Annotated in this window: 27 protein-coding genes and 1 riboswitch; of the genes, 5 read left to right on the top strand and 22 right to left on the bottom strand. The window is 73.2% G+C overall.

Going from position 1 to position 24,584, the window contains the following annotated elements; genetic code table 11:
• Positions 1-624 carry a bifunctional pyr operon transcriptional regulator/uracil phosphoribosyltransferase PyrR gene (gene pyrR / locus ACFV8H_RS19920; protein WP_380401474.1) on the bottom strand — a complete coding sequence of 208 codons (624 nt, stop codon included), beginning with the start codon at positions 622-624 and terminating at the stop codon, positions 1-3.
• Between the two features lie 331 nt (positions 625-955).
• On the opposite strand from pyrR, the gene ACFV8H_RS19915 reads away from it, so the two are divergent.
• Positions 956-1,459, top strand: a complete 504-nt coding sequence (locus tag ACFV8H_RS19915) for a transcriptional regulator (protein WP_030056198.1) — start codon at positions 956-958, stop codon at positions 1,457-1,459.
• Positions 1,460-1,577: 118 nt separating this feature from the next.
• Here ACFV8H_RS19915 and ACFV8H_RS19910 read toward each other — a convergent pair whose 3' ends face one another.
• The 10 genes from ACFV8H_RS19910 to rpmB form a co-directional block, all read right to left on the bottom strand.
• Entirely contained in the window at positions 1,578-2,510 is a 933-nt protein-coding gene (locus ACFV8H_RS19910) for a hypothetical protein (protein WP_380401471.1), read from the bottom strand.
• A gap of 155 nt (positions 2,511-2,665) precedes the next feature.
• Entirely contained in the window at positions 2,666-3,487 is an 822-nt protein-coding gene (locus ACFV8H_RS19905; protein WP_380401468.1) for a thioesterase family protein, read from the bottom strand.
• Positions 3,488-3,634: 147 nt separating this feature from the next.
• On the bottom strand, positions 3,635-4,072 hold the full coding sequence (nusB, locus tag ACFV8H_RS19900; RefSeq protein WP_380401465.1) for a transcription antitermination factor NusB: 438 nt from the start codon (positions 4,070-4,072) through the stop codon (positions 3,635-3,637).
• 4 nt (positions 4,073-4,076) lie between these two features.
• Positions 4,077-4,640 carry an elongation factor P gene (gene efp / locus ACFV8H_RS19895; RefSeq protein WP_380401462.1) on the bottom strand — a complete coding sequence of 188 codons (564 nt, stop codon included), beginning with the start codon at positions 4,638-4,640 and terminating at the stop codon, positions 4,077-4,079.
• Between the two features lie 74 nt (positions 4,641-4,714).
• A complete protein-coding gene (locus ACFV8H_RS19890) occupies positions 4,715-5,821 on the bottom strand; it encodes an aminopeptidase P family protein (protein WP_375889951.1) in 1,107 nt (368 codons plus the stop codon).
• A 110-nt stretch (positions 5,822-5,931) separates the two neighbouring features.
• Positions 5,932-6,105, bottom strand: a complete 174-nt coding sequence (gene rpmF, locus ACFV8H_RS19885; protein ID WP_375889952.1) for a 50S ribosomal protein L32 — start codon at positions 6,103-6,105, stop codon at positions 5,932-5,934.
• 41 nt (positions 6,106-6,146) lie between these two features.
• Entirely contained in the window at positions 6,147-6,383 is a 237-nt protein-coding gene (gene rpsR, locus ACFV8H_RS19880; protein ID WP_375889954.1) for a 30S ribosomal protein S18, read from the bottom strand.
• Positions 6,384-6,435: 52 nt separating this feature from the next.
• On the bottom strand, positions 6,436-7,605 hold the full coding sequence (locus ACFV8H_RS19875; RefSeq protein WP_380401609.1) for a CobW family GTP-binding protein: 1,170 nt from the start codon (positions 7,603-7,605) through the stop codon (positions 6,436-6,438).
• A 5-nt stretch (positions 7,606-7,610) separates the two neighbouring features.
• Positions 7,611-7,916 (bottom strand): 30S ribosomal protein S14, encoded by a 306-nt coding sequence (gene rpsN, locus ACFV8H_RS19870; RefSeq protein ID WP_380401457.1) that lies wholly within the window; start codon positions 7,914-7,916, stop codon positions 7,611-7,613.
• Positions 7,916-8,152: a 50S ribosomal protein L28 gene (gene rpmB / locus ACFV8H_RS19865; RefSeq protein ID WP_380401454.1), complete on the bottom strand. Its 237-nt coding sequence runs from the start codon at positions 8,150-8,152 to the stop codon at positions 7,916-7,918. The genes rpsN and rpmB overlap by 1 nt, the downstream gene beginning before the upstream one ends.
• A 165-nt stretch (positions 8,153-8,317) precedes the next feature.
• On the opposite strand from rpmB, the gene rpmG reads away from it, so the two are divergent.
• Positions 8,318-8,482 (top strand): 50S ribosomal protein L33, encoded by a 165-nt coding sequence (rpmG, locus tag ACFV8H_RS19860; protein ID WP_350508653.1) that lies wholly within the window; start codon positions 8,318-8,320, stop codon positions 8,480-8,482.
• Positions 8,483-8,512: 30 nt separating this feature from the next.
• Positions 8,513-8,761 (top strand): type B 50S ribosomal protein L31, encoded by a 249-nt coding sequence (locus tag ACFV8H_RS19855; protein WP_375889960.1) that lies wholly within the window; start codon positions 8,513-8,515, stop codon positions 8,759-8,761.
• Between the two features lie 72 nt (positions 8,762-8,833).
• Here the strand turns inward: ACFV8H_RS19855 and ACFV8H_RS19850 are convergent, their stop codons facing one another.
• Complete coding sequence (locus tag ACFV8H_RS19850; protein WP_380401451.1) at positions 8,834-9,955, bottom strand: HoxN/HupN/NixA family nickel/cobalt transporter; 1,122 nt, start codon at positions 9,953-9,955, stop codon at positions 8,834-8,836.
• A 31-nt stretch (positions 9,956-9,986) separates the two neighbouring features.
• Positions 9,987-10,181, bottom strand: a riboswitch (cobalamin riboswitch).
• An 81-nt stretch (positions 10,182-10,262) separates the two neighbouring features.
• Between ACFV8H_RS19850 and ACFV8H_RS19845 the strand changes: the two genes are divergently transcribed.
• Complete coding sequence (locus ACFV8H_RS19845; protein ID WP_380401448.1) at positions 10,263-10,646, top strand: ArsR/SmtB family transcription factor; 384 nt, start codon at positions 10,263-10,265, stop codon at positions 10,644-10,646.
• A gap of 53 nt (positions 10,647-10,699) precedes the next feature.
• Positions 10,700-12,382: a hypothetical protein gene (locus ACFV8H_RS19840; protein WP_380401445.1), complete on the top strand. Its 1,683-nt coding sequence runs from the start codon at positions 10,700-10,702 to the stop codon at positions 12,380-12,382.
• Positions 12,383-12,559: 177 nt separating this feature from the next.
• On the opposite strand, the gene ACFV8H_RS19835 is transcribed toward ACFV8H_RS19840, so the two are convergent.
• The 10 genes from ACFV8H_RS19835 to mltG (ACFV8H_RS19790) form a co-directional block, all read right to left on the bottom strand.
• Positions 12,560-14,554, bottom strand: coding sequence for an AAA family ATPase (locus ACFV8H_RS19835; RefSeq protein WP_380401442.1), 1,995 nt, complete (start codon positions 14,552-14,554; stop codon positions 12,560-12,562).
• Positions 14,555-14,624: 70 nt separating this feature from the next.
• A complete protein-coding gene (locus tag ACFV8H_RS19830; RefSeq protein WP_375889969.1) occupies positions 14,625-15,434 on the bottom strand; it encodes an Fpg/Nei family DNA glycosylase in 810 nt (269 codons plus the stop codon).
• Positions 15,435-15,512: 78 nt separating this feature from the next.
• Positions 15,513-16,430 (bottom strand): AAA family ATPase, encoded by a 918-nt coding sequence (locus tag ACFV8H_RS19825; RefSeq protein ID WP_380401439.1) that lies wholly within the window; start codon positions 16,428-16,430, stop codon positions 15,513-15,515.
• Between the two features lie 290 nt (positions 16,431-16,720).
• Positions 16,721-17,149, bottom strand: a complete 429-nt coding sequence (aroQ, locus tag ACFV8H_RS19820) for a type II 3-dehydroquinate dehydratase (protein ID WP_360230367.1) — start codon at positions 17,147-17,149, stop codon at positions 16,721-16,723.
• A gap of 8 nt (positions 17,150-17,157) precedes the next feature.
• Positions 17,158-18,249, bottom strand: a complete 1,092-nt coding sequence (gene aroB, locus ACFV8H_RS19815) for a 3-dehydroquinate synthase (RefSeq protein ID WP_375889972.1) — start codon at positions 18,247-18,249, stop codon at positions 17,158-17,160.
• A complete protein-coding gene (locus tag ACFV8H_RS19810) occupies positions 18,242-18,763 on the bottom strand; it encodes a shikimate kinase (RefSeq protein WP_380401436.1) in 522 nt (173 codons plus the stop codon). Before ACFV8H_RS19810 ends, aroB begins: the two co-directional genes overlap by 8 nt.
• Positions 18,760-19,944 carry a chorismate synthase gene (gene aroC / locus ACFV8H_RS19805; protein ID WP_375889974.1) on the bottom strand — a complete coding sequence of 395 codons (1,185 nt, stop codon included), beginning with the start codon at positions 19,942-19,944 and terminating at the stop codon, positions 18,760-18,762. The genes ACFV8H_RS19810 and aroC overlap by 4 nt, the downstream gene beginning before the upstream one ends.
• 178 nt (positions 19,945-20,122) lie before the next feature.
• Positions 20,123-20,953: a shikimate dehydrogenase gene (locus tag ACFV8H_RS19800; RefSeq protein ID WP_380401433.1), complete on the bottom strand. Its 831-nt coding sequence runs from the start codon at positions 20,951-20,953 to the stop codon at positions 20,123-20,125.
• Positions 20,954-21,004: 51 nt separating this feature from the next.
• Positions 21,005-22,951, bottom strand: coding sequence for an endolytic transglycosylase MltG (gene mltG / locus ACFV8H_RS19795; RefSeq protein WP_380401430.1), 1,947 nt, complete (start codon positions 22,949-22,951; stop codon positions 21,005-21,007).
• A gap of 188 nt (positions 22,952-23,139) precedes the next feature.
• A complete protein-coding gene (gene mltG, locus ACFV8H_RS19790) occupies positions 23,140-24,375 on the bottom strand; it encodes an endolytic transglycosylase MltG (RefSeq protein ID WP_380401427.1) in 1,236 nt (411 codons plus the stop codon).
• Positions 24,376-24,584: the final 209 nt, after the last annotated feature.

The following is a 24,584-nucleotide window of genomic DNA, read 5'->3' as shown; positions in this document are numbered from 1 at the left end:
CTACTCCGGGAGGTGCGGTTCGGTGGGCTGGGAGGCCATGGCCTGCGAGCTGCGGGCGGCGTGGTCGCGGTCGCCGACCAGCACGGCGTCCACGCCGTCGGTGTCGGCCAGGCGGACCTGCACGGCCTCGCGCAGCGAGGTGGGGAGGTTCTTGCCCACGTAGTCGGCCCGGATCGGCAGCTCGCGGTGGCCGCGGTCGACCAGGACGGCGAGCTGCACGGCGCGCGGGCGGCCGATGTCGTTCAGCGCGTCCAGCGCGGCGCGGATGGTGCGGCCGGAGAACAGCACGTCGTCGACGAGGATGACCAGCTTGCCGTCGATGCCGCCGGGCGGGATCTCGGTGTGCTCCAGGGCGCGGGCGGGCTTCAACCGCAGGTCGTCCCGGTACATGGTGATGTCCAGGGTGCCCAGCGGGATCTCGCGCCCGGTGATCTGGGCCAGCCGGCCGTGCAGGCGGCGGGCGAGGTGGACGCCCCTGGTGTGGATGCCGAGCAGCACGACGTCCTCCGCGCCCTTGGCGCGCTCGACGATCTCGTGCGCTATCCGGGTGACGACCCGGGCGATGTCCGTGCCGTCCAGCACCTGGTGCGGCGGTCGCGGCGTGGGTTCCTGATGTGTGGTCATGCCGAAGCGGACCTCCTTCCCCGCCTCACTGGACGGGCCTTAAAGGATGTCTGGGATTGTGCCCCCGCCGACCGGGCGTGGGCTTCGGGTCATCCTATCAGCGCGCCGCACGGCAAACGGACCTCCATCATTCCGCTTCTCCGGGTTCACGCACCGGATGCGCCGATGATGCGGGCCATTCGCACGACTGCCCCATTCGGCTTGACGCAACTACCTTACTCTACGTAACCTCACAGTGAGTTACGAGACAGGCGTCGAACCCACCGGTAACGACGCCGGCAACGCCCGTGACCCACCACTGAACGCGAAGCAATCTCGTCCGGGGAGATCAATGTCCAGCGACTACGCGAAGCAGCTCGGAGGCAAGCTCCGAGCGATCCGCACTCAGCAGGGGCTCTCCCTGCACGGTGTCGAGGAGAAGTCCCAGGGGCGCTGGAAGGCAGTCGTCGTCGGCTCGTACGAGCGCGGCGACCGTGCGGTCACCGTGCAGCGGCTGGCCGAGCTCGCCGAGTTCTACGGCGTGCCGGTGCAGGAACTGCTGCCCGGAGGCACCCCCGGCGGCGCGGCCGAGCCGCCGCCGCGCCTGGTCCTCGACCTGGAGAGACTGACCCAGGTGCCGTCCGAGAAGGCCGGTCCGCTACAGCGCTACGCGGCGACCATCCAGAGCCAGCGCGGCGACTACAACGGCAAGGTCCTCTCGATCCGCCAGGACGACCTGCGCACGCTGGCCGTGATCTACGACCAGTCGCCGTCGATCCTCACCGAGCAGCTGATCTCCTGGGGCGTGCTCAACCCCGACGCGCGCCGCGCGGTGCGCGAGGAGGACGCGAGCTGACGCTCGCGCACCGGCTCCGCCGGAAAGCGGGCCTCGGCCTGCAACGGCTTGCAGAAACGTCACGGCGCGGCCCCCGGTTTCCGGGGGCCGCGCCGCGGCGTGCCGGGCGGTCACCGGCTCAGCAGACCGTGCCCAGGCTGTAGCCCGGCTGCGCCGCCACGCCGTCCAGCCGCACCGGGCGGGCGGCCGGCGCCCAGTCCGGGCCGCTGCTCGACCACGCCCAGGCGGCGGGCAGGAAGCATCCATCAGCGGCTCCGCCGGAGGCCGCCGGCCCCTGCGAGCCGTGCAGCACCGCGACGCCCGGCAGCTCCAACGCCAGCCCGGCGCACAGCACCGCGCAGACCAGCTCCAGGTCCTCGTCGTTGATCCGCGCCACGCCGTCCTCCCACTGCAGGACCCGGGCCGCCGCGGCCAGCCGCCCGCCCGGCGCGTCCACCCGCAGGCGCAGCTCGTACACCCCGGCGCCCGCGCCCACCAGCATCCGGCGGAACACCTCGCCACCGCGCTGGTAGGCGGCCCGCACCCAGCGCGCGTGCTCCTCGTCGGTCTCCCCCGCGCCCCCGTACAGCCCGCCGTCGAGCAGCAGGTCGGCGTGGCAGAGCGTCAGCCCGTTCTCCCGGGCCCGGACCAGTCGCGGCACGAAGTCCCCGGCCAGTTCCTCGCCCTGATAGGGCAGCAGCTGGGTCTGCAACGGCGGGTTGACCAGGTAGCGGTCGCGGGCGGCGGACTCGGCCGGGTCCAGGCCGTGCAGCAGGCAGAACTCCTCGAAGTCCTGCGGGTGGAACATCCGGGCCCGGACGGTCTCGAACCGCTCCAGCGCGTCGGCCAGCAGCTCCGCGGTGTCGGCCAGGTAGCGCTCGTAGTCGGGGGCGTCGCACACGCCCCAGGCCCGGGCCCGCGCGAAGTCCGCGGCATTGGTGAGCACACCGAGGACGAACGCCTGCTCGGCCCCCTCGACCCGCCGCGGCCGGTGCGGCGCCCGCAGTGCGGGGCGCAGGCCGCCGGCGGTGCAGTCGGAGTTGCGGCGGGCGCGGCCCTTGCGGCTGGTCATCGGTGGCTCCTGACATCTGCTGGGGGCCGTCGAACGGTACGGTGACGGTCAGCGGCGGGGCTCGCCGCTGACCGTGTTACTCCCCAGTTCCGCGCGCCACACACGTACGGCGTGTCACGGAAATGTAACCACCGGTAATAGGGGTCGTCGCGGCCTCAGCGCGGCACCCGGGCCAGCTGCCGGGACTGGGCGACCAGGCGTCCGGCCTCGTCCCAGACCTCGGCGTCCTCCTCGAAGTAGCCGCCGGCCACGTTGCGGGTGGAGTGGACGACCCGCAGCCAGCCCGGGGCGGGCCTGGCCCTCAGGTGGACGGTCAGCTCGACGGTCGGGGCCCAGCCCGGCAGGCCGAGGTCGAAGGTGACCGGCGGGAGCGCGTCGGCGACCAGCAGGAGCAGCAGCGGGTCGGGGTCGCGGCCGTCGGCGAGCCGGAACCAGCCCTGGATCCGGCCGTTGCCGGAGGGCTGGCCGAGCGCCCAGCCGACGGTGGCCGGGTCGAGCCGCAGGTCGAAGCGCTCCAGCAGGGCGGCCTGCTCGATCAGCTGCCTGGGGGCGTGCTCGACGCCGATGCACTGGTCCGGCGGCGGCAGCTGCGGCGGGGTCGCGGTGGTGCGCACCTCGCCGTCGGCGGCGGCGAGGTCGCCGTGGCTGGCCACCACGCGCAGGCGTTCGACGCCGTCCTGGCTGAGCGAGGCGGTGCCGGTGGACAGCCCGCGACCGGTGCGCAGCACCTCGGTGCGGACGGTGGCCGGGCCGGGGGTGGAGGCGGACAGGTAGTAACCGCTGATCGACACCGGGTCGGGGTGCTGCCCGTGCTCCAGCGACAGCGCGTGTCCGGCCACCGCGAGCAGCAGCCCGCCGTTGACCCCGCCGCCGATCTGCCAGCCGGCGCCGAGCTCGGCGTCGTAGCGGCCGGCCTCCTCGGGGTGTCTGGTGAGGGCGATGCCCCGGTCGAACTCGCTGCGGGTCGCGGTGCTCATGGGTGTGGCCTGCCCTTCGGGTCGCCGACGGCGCCGTCGGCGAAGTTACTGACGAGTAGCACCCACCCTACGCCCACCGGGTGAAACGCGGAACGGCCGCAGGCCCCGGAGTTCCGGGGGCCTGCGGCCGTCTGCGAACAGCACCGATCAGCGGCGGATGCTCGGCTTCAGCTCCAGGAAGCGGGCCAGCATGCCGTTGACGAACGCCGGGGAGTCGTCCGTGGAGAACTCCTTGGCGATCTCGACGGACTCGTCCAGGACGACCGCGTCCGGGACGCCGTCCTCCCAGATCAGCTCGTACGCGCCGAGCCGCAGGACATTGCGGTCCACGATCGGCATCCGGTCGAGGGTCCAGCCCACCGCGTACTGCTCGATCAGGTCGTCGATGCGACGCGCGTGCTGGACGTACCCCTCGATCAGCTCCATGGTGTACTCGCCCACCTGCGGGGTGCCCTCGTCGGGCTTGGGGTCGCGGGCGCGCGCCACCCAGTCGGCAAGGACCTGCTGCGGGTCGACCCCGCGGTGGTCGGCCTCGAAGAGGATCTGGAAGGCCCGGGTACGGGCCTTGCTACGTGCGGCCGACACGGACTTACTTCACCCGGCCGAGGTAGCTGCCGTCGCGGGTGTCGACCTTGACCTTCTCGCCGGTGACGACGAAGAGCGGGACCTGGATCTCGGCACCGGTCTCCAGGGTGGCCGGCTTGGTGCCACCGGTGGAGCGGTCGCCCTGCACGCCCGGCTCGGTGTGGGAGATCACGAGCTCGACGGAGGTCGGGAGCTCGATGTAGAGCACCGCACCCTCGTTGGTGGCGACGAGGGCCTCGAAGCCCTCCAGCAGGTAGTTCGCGGCGTCACCGACGACGGCCGGCTCGATGACGAGCTGGTCGTAGGTGTCCATGTCCATGAACACGAAGTTCTCGCCGTCCTTGTACGAGAACTGCATGCCGCGCTTGTCGACGTTGGCGGTCTCGACCTTGGTGCCGGCGTTGAAGGTCTTGTCGACGACCTTGCCCGTCAGGACCTCCTTGAGCTTCGTACGCACGAAGGCCGGGCCCTTGCCGGGCTTGACGTGCTGGAACTCGACGACGGACCAGAGCTTGCCGCCCTCCAGCTTGAGGACCATGCCGTTCTTGAGATCGTTCGTGGAAGCCACGGGCGCACTTACTCCTGGATATAGCTGTCAAGGAACCAAGGGTTCGCGTCCTGCCGCCGACCCGGGGGCCGCCGTCACAGGGCGAGGAGCTCCTTGGTGGTGATGGTGAGCAGCTCGGGCCCGCCCTCCTCGAGGGGGCGCACCACGAGCGTGTCCTCGATCCGGACCCCGCCCTTGCCCGGGAGGTGGACCCCTGGACCGACGGTGACCGGCACGCGGCTGTCCAGTTTACCCATGTCCGACGGACCGAGGCGCGGCGCCTCCCGGATCTCCAGCCCGATGCCGTGGCCGACCGGGTGCGGAGAGGCCTCGGCGTGCCCGGCCGCCTCCAGGACCTGCCGGGCCACCCGGTCGGGCACGCACTGCTCAACCCCCGGGCCGAGCGCCTCCCGACCTGCCCGCTGGGCGCGGAAGACCAGCCGGTGCAGCTCGACCTGCCAGGGCGCGGGAGCCGCTCCGATCACGAAGGTCCGGGCGGTCGAGACGCCGTAGCCCCGGTACTGGGCGCCCATCACCACGGTGAGGAAGTCGCCCTCCTCCACCCGGCGGTCGGTGGGCTGGTGGGCGGGCTGGCCGGAGTGGCTGCCGGTGCCGACCGACACCGGGAAGGCCGCCCGGTCGGCTCCGTGGTCGATCATCCGCCGCTCCAGCTCCATCGCCAGGTGCCGCTCGGTCCGGCCGACCAGGATCGACTCCAGCAGCTCGCCCAGCGCCTGGTCGGCGATCTCGGCGGCGATCCGCAGGTCCGCGATCTCGTGCTCGTCCTTGACCACCCGCAGCCGCTCCACCACCTGGCCGAGGTCCGCCAGCCGGCCGCCCTCCAGCAGGCCCGCGACCGCCCGGTGCCGGGTGACGGTCAGGTCGTGCTCCTCGACGGCCAGGTCGCGCACCCCCAGCCGGTCCGCGGTGGCGGCGGCCGCCAGGGCGGTGTCCGCCCCGGCCGCCACCGGCACCTGGGTGACGTCCGCGGCGATCAGGTGCTCCCCCGAGTCGTCCGGCGGCAGGTCGTCCGGGAGCGTCAGCAGCACCCGGTCCCGGGTCAGCAGCAGGGTCGCCCCGCAGGGCGCGCAGCCCGTCAGGTACCGCACGTTCGCCGCCCGGGTGATCAGCGCCGCGTCGGCGCCGGCCGCGCTGCAGTGCTCCCTCACCCGCTCCCGCCGCCCCGCGTACGCATCCGCCATGCGTCGAGCCTACGAACCCCCGGCCCGAACCGCCCGCCGAGCACCCCCGAGGGATGCGCCGGCACCCCACTGCGCCCCGCGCGCCCCTGCGCACTCCCCGCTGACCGCCGTCACCTCCCCTCCGGGTCGATCAGGCCCCGGCGGTAGGCCGGGACGAGGTTCTGCGGGACGAGCATCTCCCGGCCGTTCAGGGTGATCGGGACGAGCTTCGGGCCGGTCGCCTTCCACTGGGCGCGGCGGTGCCGGGTGTTGCTGCGCGAGGTCCTGCGCTTGGGAACTGCCATCAGGGGCTCCTAACGGGTGGTGCCGGGCCGTCGGGTCCGGGCTATCGGGTGGTGCCGGAGGCGTACGGGAGGAGGGCCGTCTCGCGGGCGTTCTTGACCGCCCGGGCCACCGCCCGCTGCTGCTGGACGGTGAGCCGGGTGACCCGCCGGCTGCGGATCTTGCCGCGGTCGGAGACGAAACGGCGCAGCAGGTCGGTGTCCTTGTAGTCGACGTACTCGATGCCGGCCGCGACCAGCGGGTTGGGCCGGGCCTTCGGTGCGGCGGTGCGGTTGCGCACGGGTGCTCCCTTGCGGAGGTGGACGGGGTCGGTCAGTGGTGGGTGGGGTCGGTCAGTGGTGGACGGGGTCGAGGAGGTCCCGGAAGCCGTCCGGAAGGGCCTTCCAGCCGGGTTCGCCGGCGGCGAGTTCGGCGTCGGTGAGCAGGCAGGAGTCGAGCAGTTCGGTGAGGCCGTCGACGTCCAGCCCCTCCGCGGTGAAGCTGAGCTGCTGCACCCGGTCCCCGTGCAGGGGGTGCCAGTCGAGGGCGGCCGCGGCGCGGCGGGCCGGCGGGTAGAGGTCCCAGGCGGCGTCGGGCAGGGCGATCAGCCAGGGCCCGCACTCCTCGACCGCGAGGTTGGCCCCGGCCGCGTCCCAGGCGAGCATCAGGTCGGGCCGGTTGGCGAGCCAGAACCGGCCGCGGCTGCGCTGGGCGGCCGGGACGAGCAGTTCGAGGGCCCGGTGCAGCCGTTCCGGGTGCAGCGGCCGGCGGCGCTCCCAGACCAGGGTGCTCACCCCGGCCTCGTCGCTCTCCTGGGGGAGCAGCGCGACCGCCGGGTTGACGCGGTCGCGCGCGGCGGCCACGTCGAAGCCGCCGAGGGCGGCCCGGGCGAGCGCACCGGTGCCGAGCCGGACCACCCGGGCGGTCGGGTGGAGCTGGCGCAGCAGCGCGAGCCCCGGCGCGTGCGCGGTGGCGCGCGGCACGGCGAGCGTGGTGGCGTACTCGACCTGGTGGGCGAGCGCCTCGGCGCGGGTGCGTTCGTCCCGGGCGGCGGTGTGCTGCCCGTGCTCCACCAGCTCGTCGGGCACGGAGAGTTCGCCGATCAGCCGGTCCGGGTCGACGGCGGTGACCACGCCCGCGAGTTCGATCGCCTCCGCCAGGGGGCGGCCGTCCACCTCACCCCCGGCGAGCACCTCGACCGCGGGGTGCGGGTCGCTGCCGCCCCAGAGTTCGACCACCGCGAGCCCGTACCGGCCGCCGTCGGCGAGTTCCAGCAGCCGGGGCAACAGGTCCTCGCGCAGGGCGCAGCACGGGCAGTCGTTCACCAGCGGGACCGAGTCGGTGTCGAACGCCCCGCCGGCGTCCCGCAGTTCGCGGTGGACCAGGCCGCGCGCGGCGTCCCGCAGGTCGTGCCGCAGCACCACGGCGTCCACTGCGGCGGCCGTCAACTCCTGGACGGCGGCCCGGCGTTCGTCCGGGTGCAGCCCGGCGACCACCACCACCGGGAGCCTGGTGCCGTCCATGTCGCTCACCAGCTCGCCTTGCGCACGCCCGGCAGGTGTCCGGCGTGGGCGTGGACGCGCAGGTTGACCCGGGAGAGGCCGAAGGCGCGCAGGTAGCCGCGCGGCCGGCCGTCGACGGCATCGCGGTTGCGGACCCTGGTGGGGCTCGCGTCGCGGGGCTGGCGGGCGAGTTCGGCCTGGGCGGCGGCGCGCTCGGCCGGGGCGGTGCCGGGGTGGGCGATGAGCCGCTTGAGTTCGGCCCGGCGTTCGGCGTAGCGGGCGACGATCACTCGCCGCTGCTCGTTCTTGGCGATCTTGCTCTGCTTGGCCATCAGACCTTCCCCCCTCGGGCGCGGATGCGGGCGACGGCGGCCTCGACGCCGATCGCGTCGACGGTCTTGATCCCCTTGGCGCTCAGCACCAGCCGGACGTACCGGCCCTCACTGGGCAGCCAGTAGCGCTTGCGCTGGATGTTGGGGTCGAAGCGGCGCGGGGTGCGGCGGTGCGAGTGCGAGATCGCGTTGCCGAAGCCGGGCCGGCGGCCGGTGAGCCGGCAGTGGGCGGACATGGGTGCTCCCTGGCGTCCGGGAATGGGCAGGACGGAGGTCACGTTACACCAGATGAAAATGACATCCATTTCGGTGTACGGTTCCGATCCAGCCCCGCGAACCCCGCACCAGAAGGCCCCGAGCGACCGAGAGTCCACGGGCCCGAGACCCCAGGAGGACGCCCGATGGCCCGCAGCGAACTGCGCCCCGTGATCAAGCTCCGCTCCACCGCCGGCACCGGCTACACGTACGTGACCCGCAAGAACCGCCGCAACGACCCGGACCGGATGGTCCTGCGCAAGTACGACCCGGTCGCGGGCCGGCACGTCGACTTCCGCGAAGAGCGCTGACCGCACGAACCCCCTCGGAGGAGCCCCGCCATGAAGCCCGGAATCCACCCCGCCTACCGCCCGGTCGTCTTCCGCGACAAGGTCGGCGGCCTCGCCTTCCTCACCCGCTCCACGGTCACCGGTGACCGCACGGTCGAGTGGGAGGACGGCAACACCTACCCGGTGATCGACGTCGAGATCTCCTCGGCGAGCCACCCCTTCTACACCGGCCAGTCCCGGGTGCTCGACACCGCCGGCCGGGTCGAGCAGTTCCGCCGCCGCTACGGCGACCGGCACTGACGGCGGAACGCGAACGGCGCCTCCCCGGCTCGGGGAGGCGCCGTTCGCGACGCGTGGGGACTGCCGCCACGGCTACTGCTGCTGCGTGGGCGTCCAGCGCTTCTCGACGCCCGCCAGCTTCCAGTACGCGATGGCGATCGCCCACACCACCACGAACAGCCCGGCGATCGCGTAGCCGACGTTGTCCAGCGAGATGTCCGCGATGAACCCGGTCACCGGGTCGGTCAGGTCGAGCTTCTCGTGCAGCACGCCGACCAGCTCGATGGTGCCGATGATGAAGGCCACCGCGATCGACAGCCCGGTGATGGTCAGGTTGTAGTACACCTTGCGCACCGGGTTGGAGAAGGCCCACTGGTACGCGAAGTTCATGAACGTCCCGTCCAGGGTGTCGAACAGGCTCATCCCGGCCGCGAACAGCAGCGGCAGGCAGACGATCGCGTACCAGGGCAGCCCGGCCGCCGCGCCCGAACCGGCCATCACCATCAGGGTGACCTCGGTCGCGGTGTCGAAGCCCAGGCCCAGCACCATGCCGACCGGGAACATCTGCCCGGGCCGGGTGATCGAGCGGGTCGCCCGGTTCAGGATCCGGGCCATGAAGCCGCGCGAGTCGAGGTGCGCCTCCAGCTCCGACTCGTCGAACTGCCCGGCCCGCATCGAGCGGAACACCTTGAGGATGCCGAGCAGCGCCGCCAGGTTGAGCGCGCCGATCAGGTAGAGGAAGGCGCCGGAGGCCGTGGTGCCGACCAGCCCGAGCCACTTGTGGGTGGCCGAGTCGTCGTCCATCAGCGTGTTCGCCAGCTGGGCGCCGCCCGCCACCAGGGCGGCCATGACGACCACCATCGAGGAGTGGCCGAGCGCGAACCAGAAGCCGACCGAGACCGGCCGCTTGCCGTCCGCCATCAGCTTGCGGGTGGTGTTGTCGATCACCGCGATGTGGTCGGCGTCGAAGGCGTGCCGCATGCCGAGGGTGTAGGCCGTGATGCCCAGGCCCACCCCGAAGACCTGGGTGCCGACGGCGTAGTTGTGCGGCGCGACCAGGAAGACGAGGGTCCCGAAGGCCACCACGTGCATGGCCAGGATCACCCCCATCAACCCGGCGGTCCGGAGGGTGTCCTCGCGCTTCCACCGGAAGGTGGGCAGTACGGAGGGGGCGGGGCCCGCCTCGGCGGGCGCGGCGGTTTCGGGCAGGGTCATCTTCGGATCACGCTCCAGCACCTCGTGGAATGACTTCGTGAGATGCCGTGGCCGGTCTCCTGGCTCACGGGGCTTCCCGACCCGCCTTCCCAGGTGCACGAAGCACCCAGTGGCACGTGGATCCGGACGACTGTCCCCCGATCACAGTGGCGAGGGCCGCTCCGGAATGGGACCCGTTGAGGGTCCGTCACCGGTCTTCCCGAGCACCACGGCGGGGAACACCGTAGGGGCAGGACCACACCCTCGCAAGGTTGCGCACCTGTGCAGGTGTCCAGGATCACAGGTCGTGAGCTGCCAGAATGTCCGCATGCATCTCGTACCGGCCGACCGCGCGGGCCACCGCACCATCGACGGACACCGGGTCTGCGAGGCCATCGCCGCCATCGGGGACACCGCCCACGTCCGGACCTGGGCCGAGCGGTTCTCCCTGCTCTCCGACCCCGGCCGGCTCGCCCTGCTGCTCGCCCTCCACCGGGCCGGCCCGCTCGCCGTCAGCGACCTGGCGGTCGCCACCGGCATGCGCGACCCGGCCGTCTCCCAGGCCCTGCGACTGCTCCGCACGGCGGGCGTGGTCACCGGCGACAAGGACGGACGCGTGGTGCGCTACCGGCTCGTGGACGACGCCCTGCGCCCCCTCCTCGACGAGTGCGCCGCCGCCGACCACGAGGAGCCCGCCGCGGCGGCGGGCTGACCGACACTCGGCAAACCACGCCGGGGGCGCGGCGGGGTGAGTACGATCACGATGTGCCGTCCCACCCCCACGTCTGGCCCGCCGACCGCTGGAACACCCGCCCGGTCAAGGCCCGCGTGCTGGCGGTCGCCCGCACCCTCACCTCGGCGACCCGGGTCCTGGACGTCCTCACCCTGCTCGACCCGGACGGCATCGAGCGGTACTTCACCGTCAACCCCGGCTCCGCCTTCGCCGACCGCGCCCTGGACGAGTACCTCCACGGCCTGCCCGGCTACACCGTGCTGGACTGGGAGGACGCCGTCCGCCACCGCTTCGACCTGGCCGTCGCCTGCGCCGTCCACGCCTCCATGCACCGGCTGGACGCCCGCCTGGTCGTCCTCCCGCACGGTGCCGGCTACAACCGCCTGGTCACCGAGTCCACCGGCGACGCGGTCAGCTCCGCCGGCCTCTCCCGCAACGAACTCACCCACCGCGGAGAGGTGTTCGTCGACGTCCTCGGCCTCTCCCACCCCGAACAGCTGGACCGGCTGCGGGCCTCCTGCCCCGAGGCCCTGGACGTCGCCGAGGTCGTCGGCGACCCGTGCTTCGACCGGATCCTGCGCAGCCGACGCTCCCGCGACGGCTACCGCGCCGCCCTCGGTGCCGTCGACGGCCGCCGACTCGTCGTCGTCGACTCCACCTGGAGCGAGCACTCGTTATTCGGCCGTCACCCCGACCTGCCGCAGCGGCTGGTCCGCCAACTGCCCGCCGACGAGTACGCGGTGGCCGTCGTGCTGCACCCCAACATCTGGAGCCGGCACGACCCGGCGGCCCTGCTCGACGACGCCCGGCGGATGGGCCTGCGCCTCGTCCCGCCCCACCAGGGCTGGCAGGCCGCCCTCGTCGCCGCCGACGTCATGATCGGCGACCACGGCTCGGTCTCCTTCTACGGCGCCGCCCTGCGACGGCCCACGATGATCGTCGCCACCGGCGCCGCCGAACTCGACCCGCGGTCCCCCAGCTACGCCTTCGGCCAGGCCGCACCCGTCCTCGACCCCGACGGCGACCTCGCCGCCCAACTCGAACTCGCCCTGGCCCGGACCCCGGACGACCGCACCGACCTGACCGCCATCACCGACCGCTCGCTCGCCCACCGCGGCGAATCCGCCCGACTGCTGCGCCCACTGCTCTACTCCTTCCTCGACGGCCTCGACGAGCCCGCCGGCGAACCCGTCCTGCCGCCCTACCCCAAGCCCGCGCCCCGGCCCGGAGGCGGCGAAGGGCCGAGCGCGTACGACGTCGAGGGCAAGAGCGAGGGGACGGAGGTCAGCCTGCGGCGCTACCCCTTCCACCCCGACGACCACACCCCGCGCGGCTTCCACGCCCTCACCGACGACCACCCGGGCGACGCCCTGCGGTACACCGCCGAAGTCCTCGCCCGCACCGAGGCCCGGGCCGAACGCCCCGCCGTCGACTGGCTCGCCGACACCGCCCTCGAACTGCCCGGCCTCGCCGTCGCGGTGGCCGCCCTCGGCCCGGCCCGGCACCTGCTCCGGCTGCCCGGCGGCCGACTCCTCGAAGCCCACGCCGCACGCGACTTCGGCAGCCCCGAGCCCGTCCTCGACCCCCTGCTGCTCGGCTCCGCCGTCGCCTGCTGGCTCTCCGACGGCGGCGACCCGGCCGGCCTGCCCGAACACGGCCTCACCGTCCGCACCGGCCGGCACTGCACCCGGGTCGCCTTCACCGCCGGGCCCTGACCGGCCCCGGGCCTTAGGCCCTGTCCGGTCGATCTTGTCGGATCAGCCCGCGGCGGTGGGCGCCCGGCTGGGCGTGCGCCCGGATCGTCCTCGTACTGGGTGTACTCGGGCGATTCGGGCGTGCGGCCAGGCGGGATGCCCGGCGTCGCGGGCCCGGCAAGATCGGCCGGACAGGGCCTAACCGGCCAGCTCCCGCAGCCGGGCCCGGCTCCGCGCCGCCAACTCCGGGTCGTCCAGTTCCTCGGCGAGGGCGAGCAGCAGGGTGTGCGCCTGGGCCTCCTTCGGGTACGCCTTGCGTTCCTCGGCCCGCCGGACGCAGTCGCCCGCGTCCGCGACGGCCAGGTCGAGCCGGCCGAGCGCGCGGTGGGCCCGGGCGCGGACCAGCGGCAGCTTCATCAGCATGTCCCGGTCGTCCGTGTCCACGGCCCGGGCACCGGCCTCCGCGAGCACGGCCAGCGCCTCCTCCGGGCGGCCGTCGGCGATCAGGGCCTGCGCCAAGTTGTAGCTCTGCACGATCTCGCCGTGGGCATCGCCCCGGTTCTCCTCCAGCGCCAGCGTGAACCGCTCGACGGCGTCACCGGGCCGGCCGTCGGCCAGGCACAGCAGGCCGTCCGTCTCGTACAGCACGCCCACCACCTGGCGGTTGGCCACCAGCGGCACCTGCTCGGTGGCGAGCGCCAGCTGCTCGGCGGCGAGCCGGAACTCCTGGCGCTCGTAATGCGCCCGGGCCAGCTGGTTGTGCATCCGGACCACCGCGTCCGGGTTGTTGGCCCACCGGGCCGACTCGATGCCGGTCCGGTGGGTGGCGATCCAGTCCTCGTAGAGCTTCCGACCGTGGTAGAGCGGCCACAGCGACTCGCACAGCCACCACGCCTCGTCGTGCCACTGCTGGTCGGCCGCAGCCTTCACCACCGCTCGCAGGTTCGCCCGTTCCGCGTGCAGCCACTCCAGCGCGTCCGCTCCGGACGGGAAGCCGGGCAGAGCGTCGCCGGTCGGGTCCTGCAACCGGAGCCGAGGCCCGGTCGCCCGGTCGGCCACCGACGCCCTGCCCCGGTAGTACGCCACCGCCCGCGCCAGCAGCTCGGTGCGGTCGGGCAGTTCACGGGCGCAGACGTAGGCGTGGGTGCGCACCACCTCGTGGACCTGGAAGCGGTCGTCCACCCCCTGGTCGACGACCACGTCCAGGAGGTGTACGGCACACAGCTCGTCCAGGGCGTCCTCCGCCCGTTCGATGCCCACCGCGGCCGCCAGTTCGGCCGACACGAACGGGCCCGGGTGCACACCGATCAGGTGGTAGAGCGCCCGCCCCTGCGGCGAGAGCCGCTCGTACACCGGGTCGTACGTTCCCCGCAGGTTCCCCTCGTCGTTGTCCAGCACCGCCAACCTGCCCTCCTGGTGGGACAGTTCGGCGATCACCTGACCCACCGACAACCGGCCCCGGCGCAGCAGCTGGCTGCCGACCGCGTTCAGCGCGATCGGCAGCCCGTCGCAACGCTCCACCAGCGCCGCCACCTCGTCGTCGGTGCCGCGCTCGGCGCTCAGCCAGCCCCGCACCAGAGCGGCCGCGGCCGTCGCGCCCAGGCGGTCCAGCTGCCGCACCTCGGCACCGTCCATCCGCAACGCGTCCAGCCGCCGCCGACTCGCCACCACCACCATCCCGCTGGAGGGCAGCAGGGCGCGCACCTCGGCGGCGTGCTCGGCGTTGTCCAGGAGGACCAGGCAGCGCTGCTCGGCGGTCACCGTCCGGAACTCCCCGAAGCGCTCCGCCTCCGCGTCCGGCGGGCGGACCCCGAGAGCGCGGAGGAAGCCCTCCAGCACCCCGGCCAGATCCACCGCCGAGCGGTGCCGGTAGGCCTTGAGATCCGCGTAGAGCACACCCCCCGGGAAGCGCTCCGCCTGCTCCATCGCGAACTTGGCCACCAGCTCGGTCTTGCCGACGCCGCCCAGGCCGGTGAACACCACGATGGCCGGTCCGCCCCGCTCGGCCTTGCCCGAAGCGGCGGTGAGCGCGGCGAGTTCGCGCTCCCGGTTGACGAAGCTCTTCCGCGGCGGCCTGACCTGGTACGGGACTCGGTGCTTCGGGGGCAGCTGGACCGTGACGTTCCCGCCCTGGACCACGTTGCCGTGCACCACCGTGCCCGACAAGCTGTTGGACACCTCGTAGCCGTCCACCCGTCCGCTCCCTCCGACCAGCCCGGGCCCAGCCTACGGCGTCGGGCGGTGCCGGGCGCCTGAATCCTCCTCAGGCCGCCTGGCAGGTCGGGCACCAGAACAGGTTGCGCGCCGCGTGCGCCTCCGTCCGCACCTCCGTGCCGCAGACCAGGCAGGGCATCGCGGCACGGCGGTAGACGTACACCTCGCCACCGTGGTCGTCGACCCGGGGTGGGCGGCCCATCGCCTCGGGGGTGTGTTCGGGGCGCACGGTGTCGATCCGGCCGGCGGCGGCGCCCTGGTGCATCAGGTCGACCAGGTCGGCCCAGATCGCGTCCCACTCGCGGCGGGTGAGGTCGCGGCCGGCCCGGTGCGGGGCGATGTGGTGGCGGAACAGCACCTCGGCGCGGTACACGTTGCCGACCCCGGCCAGCACCTTCTGGTCCATCAGCAGCGCGGCGACGGTCGTGCGGCTGCCCGATATCCGGCGCCAGGCGGCCTCCGGGTCGGCGTCGGCGCGCAGCGGGTCGGGGCCGAGGCGGGCGGCGACGGCGGCCTTCTCGGCCCCGGTGACCAGCGCGCAGGTGTTGGGGCCGCGCAGGTCGGCGTAGCCGTCGTCGTTGGCCAGCCGCAGGCGGATCAGTCCGACCGGCTCGGGCGCCGGGCCGGTGCCGAAGGTGAAGCCGCCGTAGAGCCCGAGGTGGATGTGCACCCAGCCGCTCTCCTCGAAGCCGAGGAAGAGGTGCTTGCCGGTGGCCTCCGCGCCGATGAGCAGCTGCCCGTCGAGCGCCTTGGCCTCGTCGGCGAAGCGGCCCTGCGGGCTGGAGACCTGCACCGGGCGGCCGCCGAAGGCCTTCCGGTTCTGGCCGGCGAGGCGGTGGATGATGTGGCCTTCCGGCACGGACGTCAGCTCCCCGGGTGGTTCTGGCAGAACCCGTCCATCATCTCAGCCGCCCCCGGCCGCGCCCGAACCCCGTGGTCAGCGGACCGGCATGCCCATCAGCCGGGCCAGGATGACCCGGTCCAGCTCGGCGGCCGTACCGGCGACGTCCAGGTACGAGTTGTCGATGATCGGCAGTCCGGAGTTGTACCAGCCGGCCATCCGCCCGTGGATGCGCGCGACCTCCTCGTCGCCGAGCCGCCTGGTGCCGCCGCGGCGGGCGTTGCGGCGCAGCACCGAGTCCAGGCTGGGCAGCAGCACCACCGGGATCATGCCCGGGCCGATGTGCCGCTTCCAGCCGCCGAGGCCGATCGCCGGGCGGTCCGGGAAGACGGCGTCGTCGATGATGCAGGAGATGCCGTTGGCCAGGTAGTTGCGGCAGGCGAAGCCGCAGGTCCGGCGGGCCAGCCGGTACTGGGCCTCGGAGGCGTTGTTCCAGCCGGCCTGCGGGTTGGCGAAGCCGGACTGCACCCACTCGCGGACGTCGTCCAGGCTGATGTGCGCGGTCGGGGTGCCCCGGCGCTCGGCCCAGTACCGGGCGACGGTGGTCTTGCCCGCCCCGGCCGGGCCGATCAGCAGGACGGCGATGGGGCCGGCGGGCGTGTGGCGCTGCGAGGGGTGGGCGGGGAGCTGGACGGGCGTGCCGGCGGGCAGCACGAAGTGCCCGGTGCCGCCGACCGGGAGGGGCACGGGCGGCGGTGCCGCGGCGGGGACGGACACGGGGTTCGGCGCCGCCACCGGGTTCGGCACCGGCACCGGCACGGGGTTCGGGACGGGGGCCGGAGCCGTGACGGACGCCGCGACGGCCGGCAGCGACGGAGGCGGCGGAGGCGTGACGGCGGGTGCGGCGACCGGGGCCGGAACGACCGGCGGGGACACCCCCGCACCGCCCACCGGCGGCACCGGCGGAGCGGCGGGACGCGGCGGGACCTCCCCGCCTCCGGCGTACTGCGTCACGGCACCTCCCGACACCTCTCAGCGGGGACATTACACGGCGGCCCGGCAGCGGGCACAGTCCGCCGCCGGGCCGCCGAACGCGCCCTGCTCGCCCGGCCACGGGCGGTTTCGGCCCAGGTCGGCTCGTGGTCGACCCGTGGTCGACCGGCGTCAACTTGGGTCAACCGTCGGCCAACTCGCGCCCGTCCCAAGGTCAACTCGCGTCGAATCCGGTCGGTTCCCGTCACAGCCGTTCAGCGACCGTCGACGGCACCCGAAACCCGCGCCCCGAAACCCCGCCACCCCGCTCCTCAGCGCGAGGCGAGCTGCTCCGCCAGCGCCCGCAGCGCCAGCTCGTACGACCCGATCCCGAAGCCCGCGATGGTGCCGGAGGCCACCGCCGCGATCACCGAGTTGTGCCGGAAGGTCTCCCGCGCGTACGGGTTGGAGATGTGCACCTCGATCAGCGGCGCGGTGCGCTGCGCCGCGGCGTCCCGCATCGCGTACGAGTAGTGGGTGAACGCGCCCGGGTTGATCACCACGGGCACCTGCCCGTCGGCCGCCTCGTGCAGCCACTCCACCATCTGCTGCTCGGAGTTGGTCTCGTGCACCTCGACCTCGAAGCCGAACTCCTTGCCCAGCGCGGTGCAGCGCTCGACCAGCCCGGCGTACGAGGTGGCCCCGTAGACGTCCGGCTCCCGGCTGCCCAGCCGGCCCAGGTTGGGGCCGTTGAGCACCATCACCCGGGTCACGCCGAGACCTCCGCGTACGCGGCGACCAGCAGCGACGGGTCGGGGCCCTCCAGCACGGAGGTCTTGCCGAGGCCGTCCAGGACGATGAAGCGGATCAGGTCGCCGCGCGACTTCTTGTCGATCTTCATCGCGTCCAGCAGCTTGGGCCAGGCGTCCGCCCGGTACGTCAGCGGCAGGCCGACCGAGGCCAGCACGGTGCGGTGGCGGTCGGCCGTCTCGTCGTCCAACCGGCCCGCCAGGCGGCCGAGTTCGGCGGCGAAGACCATGCCGATGGAGATCGCCGCGCCGTGCCGCCACTTGTAGCGCTCGTTGCGCTCGATGGCGTGGCCGAGGGTGTGGCCGTAGTTGAGGATCTCGCGCCGGCCGGACTCCTTGAGGTCCCCGGAGACGACGTCGGCCTTGACCTGGATGGCCCGGCGGATCAGCTCGACGGTGTGCGGGCCGGCCGGCGTCCTGGCGCCCTCCGGGTCCGCCTCGATCAGGTCGAGGATGGCCGGGTCGGCGATGAAGCCGCACTTGATGACCTCGGCGAGGCCGGAGACGTAGTCGTGCTTGGGCACGGTCTCCAGGGTGCCGAGGTCGGCCAGCACGCCCACCGGCGGGTGGAAGGCGCCGACCATGTTCTTGCCCTCGGCGATGTTGATGCCGGTCTTGCCGCCGACGGCCGCGTCGACCATGCCGAGCAGCGTGGTGGGCATGGAGATCCAGCGCACCCCGCGCAGCCAGGTGGCCGCGACGAAGCCGGCCAGGTCGGTGGTGGCCCCGCCGCCGAGGCCGACCACGACGTCGCTGCGGGTGAAGCCGGTCTGGCCGAGCACCGACCAGCAGTACGCGGCGACCTCGGCGCTCTTCGCCTCCTCGGCGTTGGGCACCTGGAGCGCGATCGCCTCGTACCCCTCGCCGGCCAGGTCCTCGCGGACGGCGTCGGCGGTGGCGGCCAGCGCCTCCGGGTGGATGATCGCGACCCGCTTGGCCCGGGTCCCGATCAGCGGCGCCAGCTCGCCGAGCAGCTGGTGCCCGATCAGCACGTCGTACGGGTCGTGGCCGGCGCTGCCGCCGACGTGAATCCTGACGGTGGTGTCAGTCATGGGGGGTGTTCAGCTCCAGTGCTTCCAGTACGGCGTCCGCGACCTGCTCGGGGGTGCGGTCGGCGGTGTCGACGACGGCGGTGGCCACCTCCAGGTAGAGGGGGCGACGGGCCTCCATCAGCTCGCGCCAGCGGGCCCGGGGGTTGACGGCCAGCAGCGGGCGCGGGGCGTCCAGGCCGACCCGCTTGACCGCGTCGCCCAGCGGGACCTCCAGGAAGGCCACCGGCAGCTCGCGCAGCAGCGCGCGGGTGGCCTCGGCCATCACCGCGCCGCCGCCGAGCGCCAGCACCCCGTCGTGTCCCTCGGCGGCAGCGCGCACGGCGCGGACCTCCAGCTCGCGGAAGTGCGGCTCGCCCTCGTCGATGAAGATCTCCGGGATGGGCTTGCCGGCCAGTGCCTCGATGTCGGCGTCGGTGTCCCGGAAGCCGACGCCCAGGCGCTCGGCCAGGGCCCGCCCGACGGTGGACTTGCCACTGCCGGGCGGGCCGACCAGCACCACGACGGGCTTCGTCATCGGATGATCAGGTTGTCGAGGTAGCCCTGGACGTTGCGGCGGGTCTCGGAGACGTTGTCGCCGCCGAACTTCTCGTTCACCGCGTCCGCCAGCACCAGCGCGACCATCGCCTCGGCGACGATGCCGGCGGCCGGCACCGCGCAGACGTCCGACCGCTGGTGGTGCGCCTTGGCCGGCTCACCGGTGCGCACGTCCAGGGTCTGCAGCGCCCGCGGCACGGTCGCGATCGGCTTCATCGCGGCCCGCACCCGCAGCACCTCGCCGGTGGACAGGCCGCCCTCGGTGCCGCCGGAGCGGCCGGAGGTGCGCTTGACGCCCTCGGGGGTCGGGACGATCTCGTCGTGCGCCTGCGACCCGGGGACCCGGGCCAGGTCGAAGCCGTCGCCGACCTCGACGCCCTTGATCGCCTGGATGCCCATCAGCGCGGCGGCCAGCCGCGCGTCCAGCCGGCGGTCCCAGTGCACGTGCGAGCCGAGGCCCACCGGCACGCCGTACGCGAGCACCTCGACCACGCCGCCGAGGGTGTCGCCGTCCTTGTGGGCCTGGTCGATCTCGGCGACCATCGCCTTCGACGCGTCCGCGTCCAGGCAGCGCACCGGGTCGGCGTCCAGCCGGGCCTCGTCCGAGGGCAGCGGCAGCACACCGGCCGGCGCCTTGGCGGCGGCCAGCTCGACCACGTGGCTGACGATCTCGATCCCGGCCACCTCGCGCAGGTACGCACGGGCGACCGCGCCCAGCGCGACCCGGGCGGCCGTCTCCCGGGCGCTGGCGCGCTCCAGGATCGGCCGGGCCTCCTCGATCGAGTACTTCTGCATGCCGGCCAGGTCGGCGTGGCCGGGCCGGGGGCGGGTCAGCGCCTCGTTGCGGGCCAGGCCCGCCAGCACCTCGGGGTCGACCGGGTCGGCCGACATGACCTGCTCCCACTTCGGCCACTCGGTGTTGCCGACCATGATCGCGACCGGGCTGCCCATGGTCAGGCCGTGCCGGACGCCGCCGAGGAAGGTCACCTCGTCCTGTTCGAACTTCATCCGCGCCCCGCGGCCGTAACCGAGCCGGCGGCGCGCCAGCGCGTCGGCCACCACGTCGGTGGTGACCGGTACACCGGCGGGCAGGCCTTCCAGCGTCGCGACGAGTGCGGGGCCGTGCGACTCCCCCGCCGTCAGCCAGCGCAACGTACCCAACGGAGCTCCTTCATCAGCGGGCCGGCCCACGGCACCGCCGGGGCCCGCCCGAGCGTGCCTTCTGTCCGAATCCTTTCACGACCCGGCAGCCCCTGGGGGCACAGTCCGCGTGACGGACGGCAACCGGTCACTCCACGAAACGATTCGGCCGCGCGCGGCGGCACGTCCGGCCCGGGGCTCAGCGCCCGGCCAGCGCCCGCTCCCCCGCCCCGCGCATCGCCGCCAGCGGCCCGGGCGCCCGCCCGGTGAAGGCCTCGCTCTGCAGCACCGCCTGGTGGACCAGCAGGTCCAGTCCGCCGAGGACGGTCGCCCCGCGCGCGGCGCAGGCGGCGGCCAGCGCCGTCGGCCACGGGTGGTACAGCACGTCGAACAGCGCCCCCGGGTCCGTGGGCAGCCCCGCGGCGAAGCCGTCGGTCGCCCCGACCGGGGTGGTGGAGACGGTCAGCGGCCGCTCCAGCGCCTCCGCGCCGCGCTCCCAGTCCTCGGTCCGCACCGCCACGCCGAGCCGCTCGCCCAGCTCGGCCATCTCCCGGGCCCGCTCGGCGCTGCGCACGTAGACCGTCACCTCGCCGGTGCAGACCTGGGCCAGCGCGGCCAGCGCCGAGGAGGCGGTGGCCCCGGCCCCCAGCACGGCGGCGGCGGACACCTCGGCGATGCCGCGCTCGCGCAGCGCGTTGACCAGGCCGGGGACGTCGGTGTTGTCCCCGGTGCGCCGCCCGTCGGCGGTGAACACCACGGTGTTCACCGCGTCCACCGCGCGGGCCGTGGCGCTGACCTCGTCCAGCAGCGGGATGATCGCCCGCTTCAACGGCATGGTCAGCGACAGCCCCGCCCACTCGGCCTCGTCCAGCCCGGCGAGGAACCCGGGCAGGGCGGCCTCGTCGACCTCGAAGCGGTCGTAGCGCCAGCCGTCCAGCCCGAGCGCCGCGAAGGCGGCCCGGTGCAGGTCAGGCGAGAGCGAGTGGGCGATCGGCGAGCCGAGGACGGCCGCCCGGTGCTTGCTGGTCAACACTGCCTCTCCGTGAACGACGGTGCGGTGACGGCTACTTGGTGGTGCCGCCTACTTCGTGGTGCAGTGCAGGCCGACCTTGTCGAAGCCCTGGCCCGCCGCCTTGCAGTACGCCTCGACGTTGGCCGCGTGCTCCTTGTCCGTCTCGGCGAACAGGGTGTTGGTCGGGGACATCGCGATGAAGTACAGCCACTTGCCGTCCGCCGGGTTGAGCACCGCGTTGAGCGCCTCGTCACCGGGGTTGGAGATCGGCGTCGGCGGCAGGCCCGGGTTGATGTAGGTGTTGAACTTGTTGGACCCGTCGTTGATGTCCTTCGACGTGAGCTCCTTGCGGCCCAGCGAGTACTGCAGCGTGGTGTCCATGCCGAGCGTGTGGCGCACGGCGTCGCTGGCCAGCCGGTTCTGGATGGTCCTGGCCATCTTGGCGAAGTCGCCCGGGTTGTTGCCCTCGCGCTGCAGGATGCTCGCCTCGATGACCACCTCGTAGCCGTTCTTGAGGCCCGCCTTGGATGCCTGGCCGTCGAGGTTGGCGTACTTGTCGGTGGCGGTCTTCACCATCTGCTTGAGCAGGTCCTCGGGCTTCATGCCGTCGGCGATGTTGTAGCGGGTCGGCCAGAGGAAGCCCTCGACGTTGCCGTTCGCGTACCCCGGCAGCCCGAGGTCGTTGACCTGCGCCTTGGCGACGCCCGCCGTGGTGCCCTTCTGGAGCTTCAACTTGGTGTCGATCATGGTGTAGATCTCGGAGGAGTTCTTGCCCTCCGGGAACACGATCGCCGCGCCGCCCGCCTGGTCCAGCAGTTCCTTGACCGCGGCCGCGGCCGGCATCTCCTTCTTCAAGGTGTAGAAGCCGTACTGGATCGTGGCGCACTTGGGCTCGGCGTCACAGGCCTTGGTGAAGGCGTCGACGCTCTTGACCACACCGGCGGCCTTGAGGGCGGCGCCGATCTGCCCGCCGACCGCGCCCTGCTTGACCTCGATCTGGACGGAGCCGGTGCCCTCGCCGGTGAAGTCCGGCGGGGGGCCGAAGTGCTTCTGGTAGAAGCCGTAGCCCCACCAGCCCCCACCGCCGAGCAGGCCCAGCAGCACCACGGCGACCACCAGGCAGGCGCCGCCGTTGCGACGCCCCGCCTTCTTGCCGCTCTCCTTGCGCTTCTTCTTCGCCTCGCGGGAGTCGTCCTGCTCCCCGAGGAAACCGCTCTGCTCGGCCTCGGCCTCGGCGTGCTCGTCGAGGTAGAGGTCGCCCTCGTGGTGCTCCTCCGCGGCGCGGCCGTCCCACTCCCCCTCCGCGGGTTCGTGCGCGCCGCCGACCGGATCGGCGCCGGACTCCAGCGCGGCGGCCTCGGCCTCCCAGTCGATGCCGTCCGGGCCGGGACCGGAGGCGGGCTCGGGCGCCGCGGCCGGGCGGGCGCGCCGTGGCCGGGCCTGCTGCGGAGCGGGCTGCTGCACACCCGCCTGCTGCATGCCGGCCTGCTGCTGGGGCATCCCCTGCTGCATTCCCTGCTGCACCTGCTGCGGCATGCCCTGCTGCTGCACCGGCATCTGCTGCTGCCCGTACCCCTGCTGGGGCATCCCCTGCTGCATCTGCTGCTGAGGCATGCCCGGCTGCATCTGCTGCGGGTAGACCTGCCCCTGCTGACCCATACCCTGCTGACCCATGCCCGGCTGACCCATGTCGTGCTGGCCCATGCCCTGCTGCGGGTACCCCTGGTCGAAGCCCTGCTGCGGCATCTGCTGCTGCGGGTACCCCTGCTGCGGCATGCCCTGCTGCTGGTACCCCTGGGGCGGCATCATCTGCTCGGGGTGGCCGTTGTGGATCTGCTGCTGCGGGTACCCCTGCTGCGCGTCCCCGTACGGCTGCCGGCCGTGCTGGTCCTGCTGCGGGTACTGCTGCCACTGGCCGTCCTGCTGGCCGGGGACCGGCTGCTGACCGCCGTACCCGGGATCACCGGGGTGCCACGGCTCGCCCTGGGGGCCGTAGCCCCCACCCAGATCGGTCATTGATCCCCTTAACCGACGGTGACGACCGGAGGATCGGACCGGCCGTCCGGGACGACGCGGTCCCGGCTGATTCTCGAACCGGCGTGCTAGCGCAGCGCCTGGGAGGAGACGTTACCGTACCGCAGCCGTACCCCCGCCCGGGCGGACGCACTGTCAGTGAGCGACCTCACGCTCGGCGTACGGGGCCGTCACGGTGCGGCGGCGCCCGGTGTCGAGGGGGTGGCGGCGGCGTTCGGAGCGCTGGAGTCCGGGGCGCTCGGCTTGGCCGCCCGGGCGGCGTTGAACTCGGCGACGTTCTTCTGCTGCACCTCGAAGCTGTCGGTGAAGCGGGTGTCCCCGGGCTTCACGGTCACGAAGTAGACCCAGTCCCCCGGCGTCGGGTCCAGCGCCGCCATGATCGCCTGCCGGCCCGGGTTGGAGATCGGCGACGGCGGCAGGCCCGGGTGCAGGTAGGTGTTGTAGGGGGAGTCCAGCCTGGTGTCGGTGACCGTGGTGTTCAGGGTCGAGCGGCCGAGGGCGTAGTTGATGGTGGAGTCCAGCTGGAGCGGCATCCCCTTGGCCAGCCGGTTGTAGATGACCCGGGCCACCTTGCCCATGTCCTCCGTGTTGTCGGCCTCGCCCTGGACCATGCTGGCGACGGTGACCAGCCCGTACAGGCTCTGCCCGAGGTTCTGCGCGACGACGTTGGCGTCGTCCCGGCTGAACTCCTTGCCCGCCCGCTCGACCATCTGCTTCAACAGGTCCAGCGCGGTGGTCCCGTCGGTGACGGCGTAGGTGGCCGGGAACAGGTAGCCCTCGGGGCTGCCCTTGGCGAAGTCCGGGAGGCCGAGTTCGGCGCCCTGGTCCTGGACGGCCTTCTGGGTGGTGCCCGCGGGGAGGTTGAGCTTCTTGTCGATCGCCGCGAAGATCTGGTAGCCGCGCCAACCCTCGGGAATGGTCAGGCCGTTGGCGTTGGCCGGGTCGATCAGGACGGACAGCGCGGCGGCGGCCGACATCTTCTGCTTCAAGGTGTACGTGCCGGGCTGGATCCGCCCGGCGGCGGCCGCGCTGCCCTTCGCCGCCCGGGTGAAGGCGAGCGAGCTGGCCACCACCCCGTTGCGGACCAGCGCGGAGGCGATCTGGGACAGGCCCGCGCCCTCCGGCACCGAGACCTGGACGCTGCCGTTGCCCTGCCCCGCGTAGTCGGCGGCCGCCGCGGGTTTGCGCTGGTGCTGGAACCAGGTGTAGCCGGTGAGCCCGATCCCGCCGAAGACGGCGACCAGGGCGAAGGCGGTGAGTCCGCAGGCCAGTCCGTTACGCCGTCGGTGCGGATCCGGCGCATCGGAGCGCGGCCGGGGCGCACCCGGAGGACGGCCCTCCGGCTCCAGCACCGGCGCACCCAGGTGTCCCGGGGTGAGCCCCGGGTGGAAGTCCTGGTCGGTCATGGCTCGCGGTCCCCTCGGCGGTCCCGAATCGCTGAGAATCGCTCCGGGCCGATGCGAATCGATGCAGATCGATCCGAAACGGACACGGAAACGAACGAAAGAGGGGTCCGTGCGGACGTGTCCGCACGGGGCCCGCGTGCGGTGGGATTTAAAAAAAAAAGCGACCCCGGGCCCAGCGGGAAGCAAGTGTTGGGGGGGGGGGGGGGAGT

This window comes from Kitasatospora sp. NPDC059827 (assembly GCF_042731675.1).
Classification (GTDB): Bacteria; Actinomycetota; Actinomycetes; order Streptomycetales; family Streptomycetaceae; genus Kitasatospora.
The sequence above is the reverse complement of the archived record's forward strand: the minus strand, read 5'-3'. Positions and strand labels throughout refer to the sequence as shown.

Bases quoted from the DNA above. Each gene is read 5' to 3' on its own strand.
- pyrR (WP_380401474.1), bottom strand. From the start codon at position 624: ATGACCACACATCAGGAACCCACGCCGCGACCGCCGCACCAGGTGCTG.
- mltG (WP_380401427.1), bottom strand. From the start codon at position 24,375: ATGACCGACCAGGACTTCCACCCGGGGCTCACCCCGGGACACCTGGGT.
- rpmG (WP_350508653.1), top strand. From the start codon at position 8,318: ATGGCCCGCAGCGAACTGCGCCCCGTGATCAAGCTCCGCTCCACCGCC.
- ACFV8H_RS19890 (WP_375889951.1), bottom strand. From the start codon at position 5,821: ATGGCGGATGCGTACGCGGGGCGGCGGGAGCGGGTGAGGGAGCACTGC.
- ACFV8H_RS19810 (WP_380401436.1), bottom strand. From the start codon at position 18,763: ATGACGAAGCCCGTCGTGGTGCTGGTCGGCCCGCCCGGCAGTGGCAAG.
- ACFV8H_RS19855 (WP_375889960.1), top strand. From the start codon at position 8,513: ATGAAGCCCGGAATCCACCCCGCCTACCGCCCGGTCGTCTTCCGCGAC.
- ACFV8H_RS19905 (WP_380401468.1), bottom strand. From the start codon at position 3,487: ATGAGCACCGCGACCCGCAGCGAGTTCGACCGGGGCATCGCCCTCACC.
- rpmB (WP_380401454.1), bottom strand. From the start codon at position 8,152: ATGTCCGCCCACTGCCGGCTCACCGGCCGCCGGCCCGGCTTCGGCAAC.
- rpmF (WP_375889952.1), bottom strand. From the start codon at position 6,105: ATGGCAGTTCCCAAGCGCAGGACCTCGCGCAGCAACACCCGGCACCGC.
- ACFV8H_RS19915 (WP_030056198.1), top strand. From the start codon at position 956: ATGTCCAGCGACTACGCGAAGCAGCTCGGAGGCAAGCTCCGAGCGATC.
- ACFV8H_RS19875 (WP_380401609.1), bottom strand. From the start codon at position 7,605: ATGGACGGCACCAGGCTCCCGGTGGTGGTGGTCGCCGGGCTGCACCCG.
- rpsN (WP_380401457.1), bottom strand. From the start codon at position 7,916: ATGGCCAAGCAGAGCAAGATCGCCAAGAACGAGCAGCGGCGAGTGATC.
- aroQ (WP_360230367.1), bottom strand. From the start codon at position 17,149: ATGGTGCTCAACGGCCCCAACCTGGGCCGGCTGGGCAGCCGGGAGCCG.
- ACFV8H_RS19845 (WP_380401448.1), top strand. From the start codon at position 10,263: ATGCATCTCGTACCGGCCGACCGCGCGGGCCACCGCACCATCGACGGA.
- ACFV8H_RS19910 (WP_380401471.1), bottom strand. From the start codon at position 2,510: ATGACCAGCCGCAAGGGCCGCGCCCGCCGCAACTCCGACTGCACCGCC.
- mltG (WP_380401430.1), bottom strand. From the start codon at position 22,951: ATGACCGATCTGGGTGGGGGCTACGGCCCCCAGGGCGAGCCGTGGCAC.
- ACFV8H_RS19850 (WP_380401451.1), bottom strand. From the start codon at position 9,955: ATGACCCTGCCCGAAACCGCCGCGCCCGCCGAGGCGGGCCCCGCCCCC.
- aroB (WP_375889972.1), bottom strand. From the start codon at position 18,249: ATGACTGACACCACCGTCAGGATTCACGTCGGCGGCAGCGCCGGCCAC.